This is a genomic window from Streptosporangium sp. NPDC048886, assembly GCF_055586905.1.
The window spans coordinates 85,632-102,006 of the sequence record NZ_JBVJHH010000004.1 but is presented as its reverse complement, the minus strand read 5'-3'; the positions used below and the strand labels follow the sequence as shown (position 1 = coordinate 102,006).

The following is a 16,375-nucleotide window of genomic DNA, read 5'->3' as shown; positions in this document are numbered from 1 at the left end:
TCAGCTCCTCGATTCGGGGGACGGGCGCAGGGAGGTCTTCTCCGCCGCGGGGGCGGACGCGGTCCGGCGGCGGAGGCCGGACCGCAGGCGGCCGACCAGGCCGAGCAGGCCGCCCGGCAGGAACAGGACGATGACGACGACCGCCGCGCCGTACAGGATCCGGGCGGCCTCGGCGGGGGAGACCCCGCCGGAGCCGGGCTCGGCCACCAGCGGCAGGGCGTCGCTGTAGCGGGTCAGGAGCTGGGGCAGCAGCGAGATGAAGACGGCGCCGATCACCGCGCCCGCGACCGAGCCGAGCCCGCCGATGACGATCATGGCGAGGTAGTCGAGGGAGAGCAGGATGCCGAAGTAGTCCGGCACGGTCCGCTGGAAGACCAGCGCCAGCAGGACGCCGGCCAGCCCGCCGTACATCGACGACAGCACGAACACGCCGGCGCGGTAGCGGGCCACGGGGACCCCCATCACCCCGGCCGCGATCTCGTGGTCACGGATGGTGTTCATGGCCCGGCCGGGGCGGCCGCGCAGCACCCCGCGGGCGAACAGCGCCGCGCAGACCAGGACGGCCAGGCCGAGGAACCAGAGCCGCTCCAGCGCGCCGAACGGCACCTGGGCCACCACGAGCGCGGGGGAGTCGGCGAAGGCGAAGCCGAACAGCTCCATGGGCGGCACCGGGCGGCCGTTGTAGCCGCCCGTCACGGGCTCGGCGTTGAACAGCAGGTGCTGGCCGAGGAAGATCAGGGCGAGTGTGGCGATGCCGAGGTAGGCCCCCTTCAGCCGGCCGACGATCGGGCTGAACGCGCCCCCGGCGAGGCCCGCGGCGAGCACCGCGAGCACCGCCGCGACGGGGGTGGGCAGGCCCAGGCCGCCCAGGCCGTGCCCGGGGGCGGAGGCGAAGTAGACGTAGGCGTAGGCCCCGACCGCGAGGAAGAACGCGTGGCCCATGGAGAGCTGGCCGGTGGCGCCGGTCAGCAGGTTGATGCCGATCGCCCCGACGGCCGCCGACATCGCGAAGAGCCCGGCCTGCAGCCAGAAGCCCTCCAGGTAGAACGGCACGGCGACCGCCGCCGCGGTCAGGATCGCCGACCGGATGAGGATCCTCGCGGACCCGCCGGGTCTGTCAGACACGTGCCAGCTCCCTCGTCCCGAACAGCCCCGCGGGGCGGATGAGCAGGACCACGATCATCACGAGGAACGGCGCGACGTCGCCGACGCCCCTGCCGAGGAAGGCCAGGTCGTTCTGGTAGCCGCTCATCAGCGTCTCGGTGACCCCGATGATCAGGCCGCCGGCCAGCGCCCCCGTGGTGGAGTCCAGGCCGCCGAGGATCGCCGCGGGGAAGGCCTTCATCGCGGCGAACGTCGTGCTGCGGTCCAGGCCCGGTGTGGGGAACACGCACAGGAAGAGCGCGGCGACGGCGGCCAGGGCCCCGGCGACCGCCCAGGCCCCCATCGACACCCGCCCGCGCCGCACGCCCATCAGCGCGGCGGTCTCGGCGTCCTCCGCGGTGGCGCGCATGGCGACGCCCCAGCCGGTGTGCTTGAAGGCGAGCAGGAAGACGGTGATCAGGACCGCCGCGACGGCCAGCGCGACGACCCGGGTCTGGGCGATGCCGACGGCCCCCAGATGGAGCACCTGGTCGCGCCACGGATCACCGAGGGCGAGGACCTCGGTGCCGATCTGCCGGGTGAGCTCGGTGGTCAGCACGATGTCGACGCCGATCGTCACGATCGCCAGGACGCTGTGGGAGGAGACGTCCGCCCGACGGATGATCAGGAACTCGATCAGGACGCCCACGGCGGCCGCGCCGGCGACACCGGCCGGCAGGGCGGCCCAGAAACCGATCGCGGGGTGCAGCTTCGCGACGGCGAAACCGCCGGCCAGCAGCAGCGAGGCGTGGGCGAAGTTGACCACCTCGGTCGCCTTGAAGATGATGACGAACCCGAGGGCGATCAGCGCGTACACCGCGCCGACGGAGACCCCGTTCGCCAGAAGCTCCAGAAAAGTGATCACGAAGCGGCCTCCCCGGCCTCGTCGGCCGCGCCCAGGTAGGCGCGGATCACCTCGGGATCGTCCTGGACCTCGGCGGGAGGCCCGCCGGCGATCCGCCGGCCGAAGTCCAGGACCGTCACCGCGTCGGCGATCCGCATGACCATCCCCATGTCGTGTTCGACCAGCAGGATCGAGATGCCGAGGCTCTCCCGGACGGCGACGATCAGCTCGGCCATGTCGCGGCGCTCGCCGCCGTTCATGCCGGCCACCGGCTCGTCGAGCAGGAGCAGCCTGGGCTCCATGCACAGGGCCCGGGCCAGCTCGACCCGTTTCTGCACGCCGTACGGCAGGAGCCCGACGGGTGTCGGCAGCCGTCCGCTGAGCCCGACGAAGGCGGCGATCTCGGTCACCCGCTCGCCGTGCCGCCCGGCCTCCCGTCGCGCGGACGGCAGGCGCAGGCCGGCCGCGACGAACCCGGCGCGGGTCAGCCGGTGCCGGCCGAGCATCAGGTTCTCGCGCACCGACAGGCGGGGTGACAGGGCGATGTTCTGGAAGGTGCGCGCCACGCCCAGGGCGGCGATGCGGTGCGGGGGCAGGGCGGTCAGCTCCGCCCCGCCGAAGCGCACGCTGCCCGAGGTGGCCCGGTAGACCCCCGACAGCACGTTGAAGCAGGTCGACTTGCCCGCGCCGTTGGGGCCGATGACCGCGTGGACGCTGCCGGGCTCGACGGTGAAGCCGACCGCGTCCAGCGCGGTGAGCCCGGCGAAGCGCACGGTGACGTCCCGGACTTCGAGCCGGGGAGGGATGTTGTCCATACCGTCCGGTTGGTATGTGTCGCTCATGTGGACCGTCCGGATCCGCCGCCGCGCGCGCCGGCCGGGCCCGTCGCCACGGAGTCGACCGTCGCGGGACCGGCCGAGGGGCCCGCCGCCGTGGGGTCGGCCGTCGTGGGGCTCGCCTTGGTGAGGCTCACCACTGCGGGGCCCGTCGCCACGGAGTCGGCCGTCGCGGGGCTCGCCTTCACGGGGTCGCCGGTCATGCCGACCACCTCGCCAGGGTCGGGCGCCCGGCGGGCCCGCCGGGCGAGGGGGCGCCGGGGCCGTCCTCGACCCCCAAGTAACGGCGGCGCACCTCGTCGCTGCGGGCCAGGTCGGCGGCGGGGCCGGACAGGACCACCTCGCCGACCTCCAGCACGTAGGCATAGGAGGCCAGGGACAGGGCCGTCGCGGCGTTCTGCTCCACCAGGAGCACCGTCGTCCCCTGCGCGTTGATCTCGCGGACCGTGTCGGCGATCCGCGCCGCCACCATCGGCGCCAGGCCGAGGGTGGGCTCGTCGAGCAGGAGCATCCTCGGCCGGGCCATCAGCGCGCGGCCGATGGCGAGCATCTGCTGCTCGCCGCCCGACAGCAGTCCGGCGCGCTGCCGGGCGCGCTCGGCGAGCACCGGGAAGAGCGTCAGCACGCGCTCCCTGGCCTCGGCCGCGGCCCGGCGGTCACGCGCTCCCAGCGCGCCGGCCCGCAGGTTCTCCTCCACGGTCATCCGCGCGAAGACCCGGCGGCCCTCGGGCACCTGGACGACGCCGCGGGCGACCACGGCCGAGGCGGCGGTGCCGGACAGCCTCGCCCGGTCGAAGCCGATCTCGCCCGCCGTGATCGCGCCTCGGTGGAACCTGAGCGTGCCCGAGACGGCGCGCAGCAGGGTCGACTTCCCCGCGCCGTTGCCGCCCAGCACCGTGACGATCGAACCGCGCGGGACGCTCAGCGAGATCCCGCGCAGGGCCGTCACCGGGCCGTAGTTCACCGCCAGGTCCCGGACGGCCAGCCCGCGGTCCTCGGGCGGTGGAGGGACGTGGACGTCCGGCGTGTCCGGCGACGGGACCGCCGGCCTCGACCGGCGGAGGAAGCGCCCCCCGGTCACGGCCCGCCTGCTGGGACCGGTCGGGGTCCGGCCACCGCCTGCCTCGGCCGAGACGGGCGGGGAGCCGCTCTCTTCAGGGAGCGGAGGAGTCACATATGCCTCCTGACGATTGTTGAACGCATCCAACCCGGAGGGTTCACCGGAGTCCAGACGCGGGGGTGAAGTCGGGGCCGGCGCCCATGGGGGCCCGCTGCCGGTTGTGCGTCAGCACAGTGCGGGATCACGGAACAGAACAGAATCTTGTTCGGCAACGTGTGCGGCTGACACCATTGCCTGATGGGGCTCCGGACCACCGCCGACGACGAGGTGCGCAGGATCATGCGCATGGCCGCCGCCCGGCTGCTGCAGCGCCTCCCCGAGCTCACCGACGAACTGGTGACCAGGACCCGTGACACCGACGAGGCCTACCGCCGGATGGTGCCCACCGACGACCACTGGCAGAGCGTGTACGACGCCATGCAGGTCGGCATCGGCGCGATCCTCCTCCCTCTCGCCGAGCGGCGCGACCTGCAGCAGGCGGAGCGGACCGCCCGGCGCCGCGCCGAGCAGGGCCTCCCGATGGACTCGCTGCTGCGCAGCTACCGGATCTCCGCCCAGGTGATGTGGGACGGGCTGGTCGGCGTCGTCGCCGAGGAGGAGCCGGACAGCCTGCCGGTGCTGATCCGCAGCGCCACCAAGGTCTGGCACGCCGTCGACCGGCAGGCGGTCGCCGCCGCCGAGGCGTACCGCGACCGGGAGGCCGAGATGTTCGGCCGGACGGCCGAACGGGTCCAGGCCCTGCTCGACGCCCTCCTGGAGGACCGGGCCGACGCCGCCCTGGCCCGCAGTGCCGCCGCCGCGCTGGACCTGCCCGAACTCGGCCGCTACGCGGTCGTCATCACCCGGCTGCCGGGCCGTCACGACCACCGGGACGACGCCGTCCGCCCGGCGGCCCTGGGCGTCATGCGGCTGCTGTGGCGGATGCGCCCCGACTACGAGGTCGCGGTCGCCCTGCTCCGCGAGGCGGTGATGGAGGACCTGACCCGCGAACTGCGCCCCCACGTCACCGGCTGCGCCGGGATCAGCCCGGTGGTCGAGGGGCTGACCGAGCTGGGCCGGGCGCGCAGGCTCGCCGAGCTCGCCCTGCGGACCTGCGTGGGGGAGGGGCCGGAGATCGCGCTGCTGGAGGACCGGCTGCCCGCCGCGCTGGTGGTCAGCCAGCCCGAACTCGCCGGCCACCTCAGCGGCGCTGTGCTGCGGCCCGTCCTCGCCCTCGACCCGGCCGACCGGGAGGTGCTGCTCGGCACCCTGGAGGCGTGGCTGCGCTGCGAGGGCTCGGCGATGCGCACCGCCGGGCAGCTCTACTGCCACCGCAACACGGTCTTCAACCGCATCCGCCGCATCGAGCAGCTCACCGGGCGCTCCCTGGCCCGCCCGCTGGACATCGTGGAGCTCGCCCTGGCCCTCGACGCGGTGCGATTACTACCGGTGATGTGACAGTCACGGCCTTTGCCGCGAGGGGCGCTTAGACAGAGAGCGGGCGGGGCAATGGTTAGGGATACCCCAGCCAGGTTGAACCGAGGTGATGTCGATGCTGATCGGTACGATTCTGCAAGGCAAGGGAGCGGACGTGACGACCATCCGTCCCGAGGCGACGGTGACCGAGCTCCTGGCAGTCCTCGCCGCGCACAACATCGGCGCCGTGGTGGTCTCCGAGGACGGCTCGTCGATCGCGGGCATCGTCTCCGAACGCGACGTGGTGCGGCGGCTCGACGACCGCGGCGCCGGCGTGCTGACCGCCCCGGTGTCGTCCATCATGACGACCGACGTCCACACCTGCCCGCCCACCGCCAACGTCGACGACCTGCGCCAGACCATGACCACGCACCGCATCCGGCACGTGCCGGTCATGGACGACGGGCGGCTGGCCGGGATCGTGAGCATCGGTGACGTGGTCAAGAGCGCCATCGAGTCGCTGGAGACCGAGAAGGCCTACCTGGTCGACTACCTGCACCGCTGAGGCCCGGTGGGGCCCGGCACACCGGTGCCGGGCCCCACGGTCCCCTATCGCTTCCTTACTGCACGGTTATCCTGTCGACCTCGATCGTGATGCCCTTCACCTGCGGCGTCGACGTGCCCGTCGTCACCGTCCCGGTGCCCGTGCTGACTCCCTTGACCTTCATCGTGTAGGTCAGGGTGCCGCCGGGGGCGCCGGGGGTGCTGGTCACGCGGAGGTCCTGGGTCGGCGGCCCGGTGATCTGGCCGCCGGCCGTACCCTCGTCGTTCTCGGCGCCGACGGTCAGGCCGTAGCTCGCCGGCATGTCGCCGGGCAGGTTGTCCGGGTCGTAGGTGTAGGTGATGTCCTCGTCCCCGTTCAGCCCGATCCACTGCTGGAACACCTTGGCGTCCGTCGTGCCGTAGACGTTGAGGCGCCATTCGACGACGAGCCAGTCACTCACGCCGTCGGTCAGCGTCCCGACGTAGACGCCCGGCGCGCCGGCGCCGTCCAGGTCGGTCCAGTAGGGGGCGAGCACGTTGTTCGGGGTGGCCGGGTCCGGCAGCGACTGCGGCGCGGCCTCGATGTCGGCCGAGCCCGCGGTGCCTCCCGCGACCGTGTAGCCGTTGGAGACGACGCCGATCCGGGTGTAGGTCTTGCCCGCGTACTTGAACGGCGGGACGGTGAAGTTCAGCGCCTGCTCGTCGCCGATCGGCGTCGGCGTGATGCCGAAGTCGTCCAGCGGCAGGTAGGGCGCGGGCCCGGTGCCCGGAGCGATGCCGGGCCGGTCCGGCTGCCGGGCCGTGAGGGTGGTCTTCGCCGTCGCGATCTGCGAGCCGACCTTGGTGGCGCCGGTCACGGAGTTCAGCCGCAGCTTGCCGTCCAGCGTGCTGACCGCCGTCACCTCGGCGTCCTTGAGGGTGGTGTTCTGCACGCTCACGGTGCAGGTGGACTCGCCGCTGTCGCGGGCGATGGTGTCCGGCACGCAGGTCTGCTCGACCGGGACGGCGCCCTCCTTGCGGAAGAACGCGACCGGCAGGTGCAGGTCGCGGCTGCCGCCCGACTGCTTGAGGTTCACCTGGCCGAAGTACTGCCCCTCGGGCAGGTCCGGCGCGGTGACCACCACGGTGAGCTTGACGCTCTTGCCCGGCTTGACGCTGAAGCGGGGCGGCAGCACCGTGATGTTCGCCCCGCTCACGGTCGTGCCCGAGGCGTCGTAGGTGAGCGTCTTGTCGGTGACGTTGGTGAAGGTCCGCTTGGCGGTGATGAGACCCGGCATGGTCGGGGCGTTCACCGACGGCAGGTTGAGGTCGATGCGGTTGAGCTCGTCGGCGGCCGAGGCGGCGAAGTTCTCCGCGGTCTCGTTCAGGGTCAGGCCCGGATCACCGGCCTTGGTCAGGTCGATGCGGCCGCCGCCGAAGTCGAACGGGTCGGCGGGGGTGACGCGGTCCTGCTTGGTGACCGAGGTCTTGGCCGTGGTCTCCAGCGCGGACTTGACCTGACCCGGGGTCCAGTCCGGGTGCAGCGCGAACACCAGCGCCGAGGCGCCGGCGACGTGCGGCGACGACATCGAGGTGCCCGCGATGACCTGGTACAGGTTGCCCTGCGGGCCGCCCGCCGGGCCTTCCAGCGTCGGCGTGGTCCCGGCCAGGATGTGCAGGCCGGGGGCGGTGACGTCCGGCTTGAGGAAGTCGCCGCCCGGACCGCGGGAGGAGAACGTGGTGATCGCGTCGCCCTGCCAGGTGGTCTTGGTGCCCTGGGTGAACTTGCCGGTCGCACCCGGGTTGGCCGTCAGGAAGGCCAGCAGCGCGTCGCCCTCCGGCTTGTCGAGGTGGACCGTCGGGATCCAGTGGTTGTCGGTCATCACGTCGAGCGGCGTGGCGTTGTAGAGGATCATGCCGGCCGCGCCGCCCTGGAGCACGCTGTGGCTCTTGAGCACCCGGTTGGGGCCGCGCTGGCAGGCGACGATCTTGCCGGTGAACAGGCCCGGCGGGGCGGGCGCCGTGCACAGCGCGTTGGAGTACGGCGGGGCCGAGGCGAGCACCACCGGCAGCGGCGAGTTGACGCCGGCCGTGATGGAGGCGCCCTTGAGCGTGGCCGTCGCGCCGCCCGAGCCGGCCAGCGTGATCGTGGACTGGAACGTCCTGCTCTGCGTGGAGGCCGCCACGGTGGTCACCCACGGGCTGAGGTGGTTGGCGGTCGCCGCTCCGGGCCCCTCGTTGCCGGCCGAGGCCGACACGAGCACGCCCGCCGCGTAGGCGTCGAGGAAGGCCAGCTCCACCGGGTCGCTGTAGGGGGAGGTTCCGCCGGAGATCGAGAAGTTGATCACGCGGACGCCGTCGAGGATCGCCCGGCCCACCGCCTGGGCGGAGTCGGAGGGGAAGCAGCCCTGCGCCCCGCAGACCTTGTAGACCGACACGTGCGCCGCCGGGGCGATCCCGTGGATCGGGCCGCGGCTGATGCCGAGCGGGTTGGCGTCGGCCACCGGGCCGCCGGCCGAGGTGGTCGCGGTGTGGGTGCCGTGGCCGTTGGAGTCACGGGCGCTGTCGGGGTAGACCTCGCCGCCGAACACCGCGTTGTAGGTGTCGAGGAACGGCGCGCCGCCGATCAGCTTGCGGTTGCAGGCGAACGGGTCGGCCGCCGGGGTCAGCGGGTTGTCCCCGAAGTTGCAGACGCGCGGGGTGCCGTCCTTGGTGGGGGGCGCGGCGGGCAGGGTGCCGGGGTCGGCGAACTGGGGGTGCTCCGGCCAGGCGCCGGAGTCCAGGATGCCGACGACGACGCCCTTGCCCGAGGAGGCGCTGCCGCCCAGCTTGCTGTAGATCGTCGGAGCCCCGATGAAGGAGGCGCTGGAGTCGGTCAGGAGCTGCTCGGGCCTGTCCTCCTGGACGGCCGCGACGCCCGGCAGCTTCAGCACCTCGGCCGCCTGGTTGGCCGGGATCCGCAGTGCGATGCCGCCGTAGACCGTGCGCAGCTTCTGTCCGGCCTTGGCGCCGGGAACGTTCTTGGCGAGTCCGGCGAGGAAGGTGTTCTCGACGTCCTCGATGTGCTTTTCGTATTTCTTGGCGTCGGCGCTTTTGATATCGAGCGCCTTGCCGGTTTTTGCGGGGCTTGTGGCGGGAAGGCCTTCGAGTCCGCCCTGATAGGCGGCGTAGGAGTCGTAGTCGAGTTTGACCATCACGTTGACCGTGGCACCCGAGGTGGACTTCAGCAGCGCCTGGTCGCTCTCGGCGAGCTTGCCGGTCGCGGACTTGGCGCCCTGGACCGGTTCGCCCCCGGTCAGCGGGGTCGCCGTCCATTTCTTGCCGCTCGGGGTGGGGGTGGGAGCCGCGCTCGCCGGCGGCGCCATCGCCGCGACGAGTCCGACGGCGGCGGCGAGCACCGCCACGCGGCCGGTCCGTGATAGGTGGGACGTGCTTGGCAACGAGACCTCCCTGTAGGGACGCATGACCACGTCACGACGGTGGGAGGCGTCGGGTCACCCGGGCATGCCTGGATCAGGGCATGGCTGAGGAGGACTCGACCCTCCCCGTTGGGTGACGAGAGAACGGCCACCTGTAAAGGCGGCCGATCATGACAGGGAGCCTAACTAGTGATGATTTATTTGCCTAGATCGTGGAATTGCCACAATCACCGGCCGAATTGGTCAAATTTAAATACTCGGTCAGCCCAGCGGCCTGACGGGACGCCGGCACGGCTGACGGCCGGCACCCCGCCACCGGAGACGGCCCGTACGGCGGCGCCGGTATCCGCCGGGAACCCTCCCGGGCGGCGGCCCCGCCGTGGGTGAGGCGCGGCCGAGGCCGGTGCATGACGGTTCGCTGTGCGTAAACTGGTCCGAAGCGACCTGTGGGAGGCCCGGTTGAAGCTCAAGCTGGATCTGCACCCGATCTTCAACCGGGGCGGGGAGATCGACAAAGCACTGCGGGGCATCATCGACGAGGCCATCAGGAAGAAGGCCACCGAGGTCGAGATCATCCCCGGCAAGGGCTCGGGCCAGCTCAAGAAGAAGGTCCTGCGCTTCCTTGAGCAGAAGGAGATCAAGGCCCTCTACCACCGCATCGACAAGGACGCCAAGAACCACGGCCGCCTGTTCGTCTACTTCCGCTACAAGTAGGCCGGCGAGCGCGACGGCGACCGCTGCCAGACCGTCGGATCCGAGCTGAACCGCTGTCGCCTGATGCTGTAAGCCCAGGTCAACGGCATTTCCTCAATGTGGGAGGGGTAAGGGCCAGCGGCGATGAACCGCCGGCCCGAGACGCCCCTACCGGTCCTGGGCCGTCTGTGGGCCGTCAGACCGGGGTGCGGTGGTCTCGTAGACCTTGTCGACGGCCCTTCGGGTCCGTCCCTCGCTGGTTGGCATCAAGTGCGTGTAGACCCTGAGAGTGAATCCCGGATCGCTGTGGCCGAGGTACTGGCTGAGAGCCTTGATGCTCTCTCCGGCGTCCAGCAGGACCGAGGCGTAGAAGTGCCGCAGCGCATGCATGCCGTGCTCGCGTGCGGCCTCGTACCGCTGGCCGCGCTCCGGCTGGGGGATGACGCCGGCAGCCACGAGAGCGGGCTTCCAGACGTAGGTGTTGAAATCATTCCGCCTGACCGCGCCGCCGTCCTCGCGGGAGAAGAGCAGTACTTTCGTGACGGCCGGGCCGTCGGGGGCACGCCAGGGCAGCGTGACCGCGACGGGCGAAGACCGGTCCATCGCCGAGATCGGTCATGGCCCGGTAGCGCTCAGGCAGCCGGGCCCGGACGGCGAAGACACGCTCAGCCGCCCATGGCTGGACGCGGCCGCGGACGGGGGCGGGTATCCGTACTGATCGCGCTCTGCAAGGGTTCTTGGCCAGCAGGCGGTCGTCGACGGCCGCGGTGAAGACGGCGGACACGCTCGCGAAGATGAGGCGATGATAGGGCGACGCAGGAAGGGCGTTTTCCAACTCGCTCAGCCACTCGCGAATATGACCAGGCTGGAACGGGTCGAGGGGACGCGGGCCGAGGTAGGGAACGGCGTGGCGTCGTATCTGTACCTCCACCGTCAATCGTGTGCTCAGGTCCGTGGTCCGGGAAGCCGGCCATCGTTCTGCGTACTGCCCGAATCCGATTAGAGCTAGCTCTATTAGAGGGTGTCCGAAAAGTCGATTAATGGGCACGAAGGTGGCGTAGCGCCCCGTCAGGAAGCGCGGGAGGTCACCGATGCTGAGGAAGCGCGTCGCGTATCCGACGGACCGGTCTGATCCCGAATGGGAGGCCCTTGCCCCGCTGATTCCGCCGGCCAAGCCGGGCGGGCGTCCCGCGGTGCATGAGTGACGGGAGATCGTCAACGCTCTGGCCTATTGGCTGCGGGCCGGCTGCGCCTGGCGGCTGCTGCCCCGCGATCTGCCGCCCTGGCAGGCGGTCTACCACTACTGGCGGCTGTGGCGGATCGAGGACCGCTGGGAACAGATCACCGCGGTGCTGCGGGAACGCGAACGCGTCCGGCAGGGCCGGCACCCGCTGCCCAGCGCGGGCATCGTGGACAGCCAGAGCGTCAAGACCACCGAGAAAGGGGGGCTTCACGGCTACGACGGCGCCAAGAAGGTCAACGGCCGCAAGCGTCATCTGCTCGTCGACACGCTCGGGACCGTCTGCGAGACGCACGTGAGCGCGGCGAACATCGGCGACCGAGATGGGGCCGCGGTGCTGCTGACCGGCCTCGATGGTTCCTTCCCGCGCCTGGCCTACGGCTGGGTGGACCAGGGCTGTCGGGGCCCGTTCCTGCAATGGGTCAAGCAAGCCACCGGCATCACCTCGCAGGTGGTCGTCCGACGCGATGGTGGGATGCGGTCCACGTGGGCGCCCGTCGAGGCGCCGCCCCGGATCGTGCCCCGGCTCGCTGTGTGCAGCCTCGACCACCTGATCAGCGTCATCAAACACGGCCTGAAGAAGATCCAGTACCGCCCGTGTCTGATCGACGGCTGCCTGGCCGAGACGGGCCTGCTCCTCAAGCCACCATAACTTCACGCATTAAAGATCAGCAGGTGAACGGCGGCATCGCTCGACAAGGATCCGTCTTCAAGCGGTGGTGGACCGCGTGACGGGCACCGATCCGGGATCGCCTCGTCTTCAGGAAGTGAGGATGCCGATACCGTCCCCGAGCAGCTTCAGTCCGAGCACGAAGAACAGCGCCGCCATCACGGCGACGTTGTGCCGTGCGGCCCAGTCCTTCCAGCCGCCGAGCACGCTCCTGGCTTGATCTCCCATGAACAGGAAGACTCCGAGCGGTGCCAGGAGCCCGAGCGAGCCGATGATCACGAATACTGCCAGGGATGCGATCTGTTGTTCGGCGGGAAGCCCGGACGAGCTGATCGAGGCAGCCGCGGCGAGGGTCAGCGGGGCGTTCTTGAGATTGGCCGCCGACAGGGCGAGCCCGAGTCCGAGGACTTTGACCGGGGCGAAACAGTCGATCGCGGCCATCCACTTCGGTAGCTCGGCCTGCGAGGTGTCCGTGGGGCGGTGCCGCCACTGCCGGGCTCCGAACAGGACGAGCAGGACGCCCAGGAGGAGCTTGAGGACGCCTACCCAGGTGGCCGGCTGGGTGGGGGTGGAGGCACTCCCGCTTCCGCCGATCACCAGCATGACGCCACCCAAGGCCGACAGCCCTGCCACCCAGCCGAGGGTGAACAGCAGCCCGTTGAGACGCCCCTGCGGCGTGGCCAGGACAAGGATGATCGCGACGATGGGGAGTGGGCTGACTGCGACACCGGCCGCGAGTCCCAGTACGTCGCCAAGCGCTTCACCCATGGCGGCCTCCATGTGCTGGTCGGATGATCTGGCCGACAGAACGCCGCGGACCTGACCCGCTGACCTACCGAGCGCGCCGTGCGGTTGACCCGGGCATCCATGGAGTCCCTCCCGCCCATCATTTCATCAAGCGCATCTCGCCCCGGCGGTGCGGCGCCGTCCGCTCGTCCGTGAGCCGACGGCCACGGCGACGGCGCACTTTCCAATGGCCAGCCTGGCAGGCGTCGACGGGGCCAGTAGCCAGTCTGATGATCGCCTAGAGGAACGAATGAGTGATTTTTCGGCGATCTGCTGACAATCTGATACCAAAGGGCTGTCCGCCCGCCCTGTCGGCATGCCTACGCTGGGCTGATCTGGGTCGATACACGTGCGGTTGCCGCCGGGTCCGAAATCACGATGTCGTCCGGCAGCCGAGCGGCAGACGAGCGGAGATAGGCGCGCCCATGCCATCGCGGTTCATCCCTTACACCCCGGACGTCGAAGCCGCTGTTCCCGGGTTCGACGAGATGCTGCAGACGGTGATCGGGAAGACCGAGCGGTTCATCGCCGAATCGGTTGAAGGCGAGGGCACCGGCCTGGCGGTCCGGGACGCGCATGCCAAGGGCTACGGGATCGTCAGAGGAGAAGTCGAGATCCTCGACCGGCTCCCTGCCGAATATGCCCAAGGCATCTACGCCACGCCGGGACGGCATGACGCGCTCGTGCGCTTCTCCAACGGCTCACCCCACGCGGGCGCCGACGCGCGGCTCGGTCGCGCGACTGGCCTGGCATTGAAGATGTTCGGTATCCAGGGCCCGACTCTGCTGGAGGACGAGGCCGACACCGGCACCTTCGACTACGCCCTCATCAACGCGCCGGTCTTCTTCTGCAACACCGTGAAGCACTACCTGTTCATCCAGGAGCTGTTCCTGGAGGCACCGAAGTACTTCGCCCAGGGCGCGCCCGGCCGGCACCGCTTCTACCGCGAGTTCGTGACCGGCAAGGGGACCCTGGCCGAGGACGAGTGGGCGTGGGAAGAGTTCCTGGCCTTCCTGAAGGTAGCGGCGCGGCCCCTGGTGAACGTGCTGTTGTCGACCTACTGGACGATGGGTGCGGTCCGGCACGGTGACTACATCGCCAAGGTGCGCCTGGCTCCCGACCTCGCGGCCGCGGCGGCGGTGCTCCATCGCGCCATCGACGTGACCTCGGCGGAAGAGGTCTTCCGCCCGGCCTTGATGGCCGAGATGAGGGATCGTCCGTACGCGTTCGACATCCAGGTCCAACTGTGCGCCGATCTGGACCGGATGCCCGTGGAGGACGTCACCGTCGAGTGGCCCGAGCAGTTGTCGCCGTTCGTCACGGTGGCCAGGCTGCGCCTACCGCAGCAGGACATCGCAGATGAGGAAACCCTCAGGAAGATGGACGTGCTGTCCTTCAGCCCGTGGCGGGTGACGGCCGAACACGCACCGCTTGGCGAAATCATGCGGGCACGCAAGGAGGTCTACCGCCGCTCCTCCCTCCAGCGTCACCGGCTCAACCGGCAGGAGCGTCAGGAGCCGCGCAGCGCTGACGAGGTGGTCTCGTGACGCTGGAGCTGGACGACATCCAGGGCACCGTACTGAGGCAGCGCCCATCGCCCTATGTGGGCGCCTACTTCCTGCTGCGCATCGATGACCCCGCCGACGGCCGCCGGATGCTTGGGCACTTGGCGCCCCGCGTGGCCTCCGCCGCCCGCTGGTGGGAACCTCCGGATCAGGCATGGTTCAGTGTCGCGCTCAGCCATTCCGGACTGCGGGCCCTGGGCGTGCCGCAGACGTCGCTGGACAGCTTCCCGACCGAGTTCCAGCAGGGGATGGCCGCCCGTGCCGTACGGCTCGGCGACGTCGGTGAGAGCGGTCCCGAGCACTGGGACCCGCCGCTGGGCAGTACCGATGTCCATGTCGCGCTGTCGGTGTTCGCCCCGGACGAGACGGGGCTGCAGGCGGTGCTGGACGACGCCCGCGAGGTGCTGCGCGGTCTGCCGGGTGTCTCGGTGATCTATCGGCTGGAAGCTGAGCAGTTGCCGACCAAACGCACCCATCTGGGCTTCGTGGATGGCATCGGCGAGCCCGACATCGAGGGCGCCGGTGTGGCCAGCGTTCTCAACGCGGGCGGCGACCACTACGGCTACCTGCCCGGATTCGGCCCCACCATCAAGGCCGGAGAGTTCCTCCTCGGATACGCCAACGAGCTGGGCAGAGTCGCTGCCATGCCCCAGCCCGACGTCCTGGGCCGTAACGGCACCTACGTCGCCTTCCGCAAACTCCACGTCCGGGTGGCCGCCTTCCGCCGCTACCTGAGGGACAACGCCTCCTCGCCGGAGGAGGAGGAACTGCTCGCGGCGAAGATGGTCGGCCGCTGGCGCAGCGGAGCGCCCCTGGTGCTGGCCCCCGAGCACGACGACCCGGACCTCGCCGCCGATCCCCTACGGGCCAATGACTTCACCTACCGGCAGCAGGATCCGGGGGGACTGCGCTGCCCTCTCGGCTCGCACATCCGCCGCATGAACCCGCGTGACGCCCTGACCGACTCGATCGTGGATGTGAAGATCCATCGCGCCCTGCGCCGCGGCACCACCTACGGCCCCATGCTGCCCGAGGGAGAGCTGGAGGACGACGGCGCCGAGCGCGGCATCGTATTCGTCTTCATGGGCGCCGACCTGGTCCGGCAGTTCGAGTTCCTCAAGACCCAGTGGGCCAACGACGGCGACTTCGTCGGTCTCGGGACTGAGAAGGACCCGCTCATCGGGGACAACGACGCCACCGGGACCTTTACGATCCCCCAGCGTCCCATCCGCCGTCGGCTGCAGCAGCTACCACGCTTCACGATCACCAAGGGGGGCGAATACCTCTTCATGCCCGGTCTGCGGGCCTTGCACTGGCTGGCCGAACTCGAAGACTGAGCCACGACCAGCCCTCGACCAGCGGCCGCGGCCCACCTCGGAACGACCAAGTCGGCCGAGAGCGTGGGTCCGCCGGCGGTTACCGCCCCACACCGTCAACCGCCGGATCAGGCCGGGCCACATGCAAGGCACAGGCCGGGTCACGCGCAAGACAGGAGCCCCACCGGGCCTCAGCAAGGGAAACACGACATGACCACAGGCGCCGACCAGCAGAGCCGTCCGGGACTGAAGTCCGGCAGGACGAGCGAGTTCACCCTCTTCTTCAACGTCAAGCCGGGTGAGGGACAGCAGATCCGCGAGATCTTCCAACAGCCGGGATTCGAGGACAAACGCAAGGAGATGAGTGCACGCATCGGCACACTGCACGACGCACGATGGGTGCTCTTCGACAACGACACGCGGCTCATGTTCGCCACGAACTTCGACGGCGACTGGGACGCCTACATCGACGACTTCGCCGCCCAGATCCCAGAGGTCTTCGACACCGTCCTGCAGCACACCGAGGACTATCCGGGAATCCATGACCCCAACATCAAGGATGTCATCGTCGCCCACCAGGCCACGGCGTGCTCGTACTTCCGCACCATTCCGGACGCCACGGTGAAGGACCTCCAGAAGGCGCTGCGCGTGCAGGAGGCGTTCCAACGCCTGCTCGACGAAGCGAGCTGACCGGCTGCGGTATCGCTGAGCAGTGAATTTGAGCTGCCGCGGGGCTTCCGGTCCTCGGGCCCGGCGGCCCTGCGGTACGGGTTCCCTAATGGCCGCGTAGCGAGGATCGGTGGAGGCCTTCGGATGACGGGGTGGG

General features: G+C 70.3%; 15 protein-coding genes and 2 pseudogenes. 8 read left to right on the top strand and 9 right to left on the bottom strand.

Features of this window, described 5'->3' with window-relative positions; genetic code table 11:
• From ACZ6R6_RS06200 to ACZ6R6_RS06180, 5 genes are read right to left on the bottom strand one after another with little or no spacing between them, the layout of a single operon-like run.
• Entirely contained in the window at window positions 1-1,125 is a 1,125-nt protein-coding gene (locus tag ACZ6R6_RS06200; RefSeq protein WP_470090619.1) for a branched-chain amino acid ABC transporter permease, read from the bottom strand.
• Window positions 1,118-2,008 carry a branched-chain amino acid ABC transporter permease gene (locus tag ACZ6R6_RS06195; RefSeq protein WP_470090617.1) on the bottom strand — a complete coding sequence of 297 codons (891 nt, stop codon included), beginning with the start codon at window positions 2,006-2,008 and terminating at the stop codon, window positions 1,118-1,120. The genes ACZ6R6_RS06200 and ACZ6R6_RS06195 overlap by 8 nt, the downstream gene beginning before the upstream one ends.
• Window positions 2,005-2,829, bottom strand: a complete 825-nt coding sequence (locus ACZ6R6_RS06190) for an ABC transporter ATP-binding protein (protein ID WP_470090616.1) — start codon at window positions 2,827-2,829, stop codon at window positions 2,005-2,007. Before ACZ6R6_RS06190 ends, ACZ6R6_RS06195 begins: the two co-directional genes overlap by 4 nt.
• Window positions 2,826-3,026 carry a hypothetical protein gene (locus tag ACZ6R6_RS06185; RefSeq protein ID WP_470090614.1) on the bottom strand — a complete coding sequence of 67 codons (201 nt, stop codon included), beginning with the start codon at window positions 3,024-3,026 and terminating at the stop codon, window positions 2,826-2,828. The genes ACZ6R6_RS06190 and ACZ6R6_RS06185 overlap by 4 nt, the downstream gene beginning before the upstream one ends.
• The gene (locus ACZ6R6_RS06180; protein ID WP_470090877.1) at window positions 3,023-3,808 is read right to left on the bottom strand and encodes an ABC transporter ATP-binding protein; all 786 of its coding nucleotides are present in this window, start codon (window positions 3,806-3,808) and stop codon (window positions 3,023-3,025) included. The genes ACZ6R6_RS06185 and ACZ6R6_RS06180 overlap by 4 nt, the downstream gene beginning before the upstream one ends.
• A gap of 372 nt (window positions 3,809-4,180) precedes the next feature.
• Here ACZ6R6_RS06180 and ACZ6R6_RS06175 point away from each other — a divergent pair, with 372 nt between their 5' ends.
• Together ACZ6R6_RS06175 and ACZ6R6_RS06170 are read left to right on the top strand one after the other, a co-directional pair.
• Window positions 4,181-5,380 carry a PucR family transcriptional regulator gene (locus ACZ6R6_RS06175; RefSeq protein WP_470090612.1) on the top strand — a complete coding sequence of 400 codons (1,200 nt, stop codon included), beginning with the start codon at window positions 4,181-4,183 and terminating at the stop codon, window positions 5,378-5,380.
• Between the two features lie 94 nt (window positions 5,381-5,474).
• Window positions 5,475-5,903, top strand: a complete 429-nt coding sequence (locus ACZ6R6_RS06170; RefSeq protein WP_470090610.1) for a CBS domain-containing protein — start codon at window positions 5,475-5,477, stop codon at window positions 5,901-5,903.
• Between the two features lie 55 nt (window positions 5,904-5,958).
• Here ACZ6R6_RS06170 and ACZ6R6_RS06165 read toward each other — a convergent pair whose 3' ends face one another.
• Entirely contained in the window at window positions 5,959-9,264 is a 3,306-nt protein-coding gene (locus ACZ6R6_RS06165; protein ID WP_470090609.1) for a S8 family serine peptidase, read from the bottom strand.
• A 474-nt stretch (window positions 9,265-9,738) separates the two neighbouring features.
• Here ACZ6R6_RS06165 and ACZ6R6_RS06160 point away from each other — a divergent pair, with 474 nt between their 5' ends.
• Complete coding sequence (locus tag ACZ6R6_RS06160) at window positions 9,739-9,993, top strand: Smr/MutS family protein (RefSeq protein ID WP_012889737.1); 255 nt, start codon at window positions 9,739-9,741, stop codon at window positions 9,991-9,993.
• A gap of 147 nt (window positions 9,994-10,140) precedes the next feature.
• On the opposite strand, the gene ACZ6R6_RS06155 is transcribed toward ACZ6R6_RS06160, so the two are convergent.
• Together ACZ6R6_RS06155 and ACZ6R6_RS06150 are read right to left on the bottom strand one after the other, a co-directional pair.
• Complete coding sequence (locus ACZ6R6_RS06155) at window positions 10,141-10,575, bottom strand: tyrosine-type recombinase/integrase (RefSeq protein ID WP_470090607.1); 435 nt, start codon at window positions 10,573-10,575, stop codon at window positions 10,141-10,143.
• Window positions 10,460-11,020 (bottom strand): tyrosine-type recombinase/integrase, encoded by a 561-nt coding sequence (locus ACZ6R6_RS06150; protein ID WP_470090875.1) that lies wholly within the window; start codon window positions 11,018-11,020, stop codon window positions 10,460-10,462. The genes ACZ6R6_RS06155 and ACZ6R6_RS06150 overlap by 116 nt, the downstream gene beginning before the upstream one ends.
• 163 nt (window positions 11,021-11,183) lie before the next feature.
• Between ACZ6R6_RS06150 and ACZ6R6_RS06145 the strand changes: the two are divergent.
• Both ACZ6R6_RS06145 and ACZ6R6_RS06140 read left to right on the top strand, forming a co-directional pair.
• Window positions 11,184-11,669 (top strand): annotated as a pseudogene (locus tag ACZ6R6_RS06145) (transposase); the annotation flags it as partial.
• Window positions 11,670-11,738: 69 nt separating this feature from the next.
• A pseudogene (locus tag ACZ6R6_RS06140) lies at window positions 11,739-11,864 on the top strand (IS630 family transposase); the annotation flags it as partial.
• Window positions 11,865-11,972: 108 nt separating this feature from the next.
• Here ACZ6R6_RS06140 and ACZ6R6_RS06135 read toward each other — a convergent pair.
• A complete protein-coding gene (locus ACZ6R6_RS06135; RefSeq protein WP_470090606.1) occupies window positions 11,973-12,650 on the bottom strand; it encodes a GAP family protein in 678 nt (225 codons plus the stop codon).
• A gap of 443 nt (window positions 12,651-13,093) precedes the next feature.
• Between ACZ6R6_RS06135 and ACZ6R6_RS06130 the strand changes: the two genes are divergently transcribed.
• From ACZ6R6_RS06130 to ACZ6R6_RS06120, 3 genes are all read left to right on the top strand, one after another.
• On the top strand, window positions 13,094-14,215 hold the full coding sequence (locus ACZ6R6_RS06130; protein WP_470090604.1) for a catalase family protein: 1,122 nt from the start codon (window positions 13,094-13,096) through the stop codon (window positions 14,213-14,215).
• Window positions 14,212-15,570 carry a Dyp-type peroxidase gene (locus tag ACZ6R6_RS06125; protein ID WP_470090602.1) on the top strand — a complete coding sequence of 453 codons (1,359 nt, stop codon included), beginning with the start codon at window positions 14,212-14,214 and terminating at the stop codon, window positions 15,568-15,570. The genes ACZ6R6_RS06130 and ACZ6R6_RS06125 overlap by 4 nt, the downstream gene beginning before the upstream one ends.
• 189 nt (window positions 15,571-15,759) lie before the next feature.
• On the top strand, window positions 15,760-16,239 hold the full coding sequence (locus ACZ6R6_RS06120) for a hypothetical protein (protein WP_470090600.1): 480 nt from the start codon (window positions 15,760-15,762) through the stop codon (window positions 16,237-16,239).
• The last annotated feature ends 136 nt before the right edge of the window (window positions 16,240-16,375 follow it).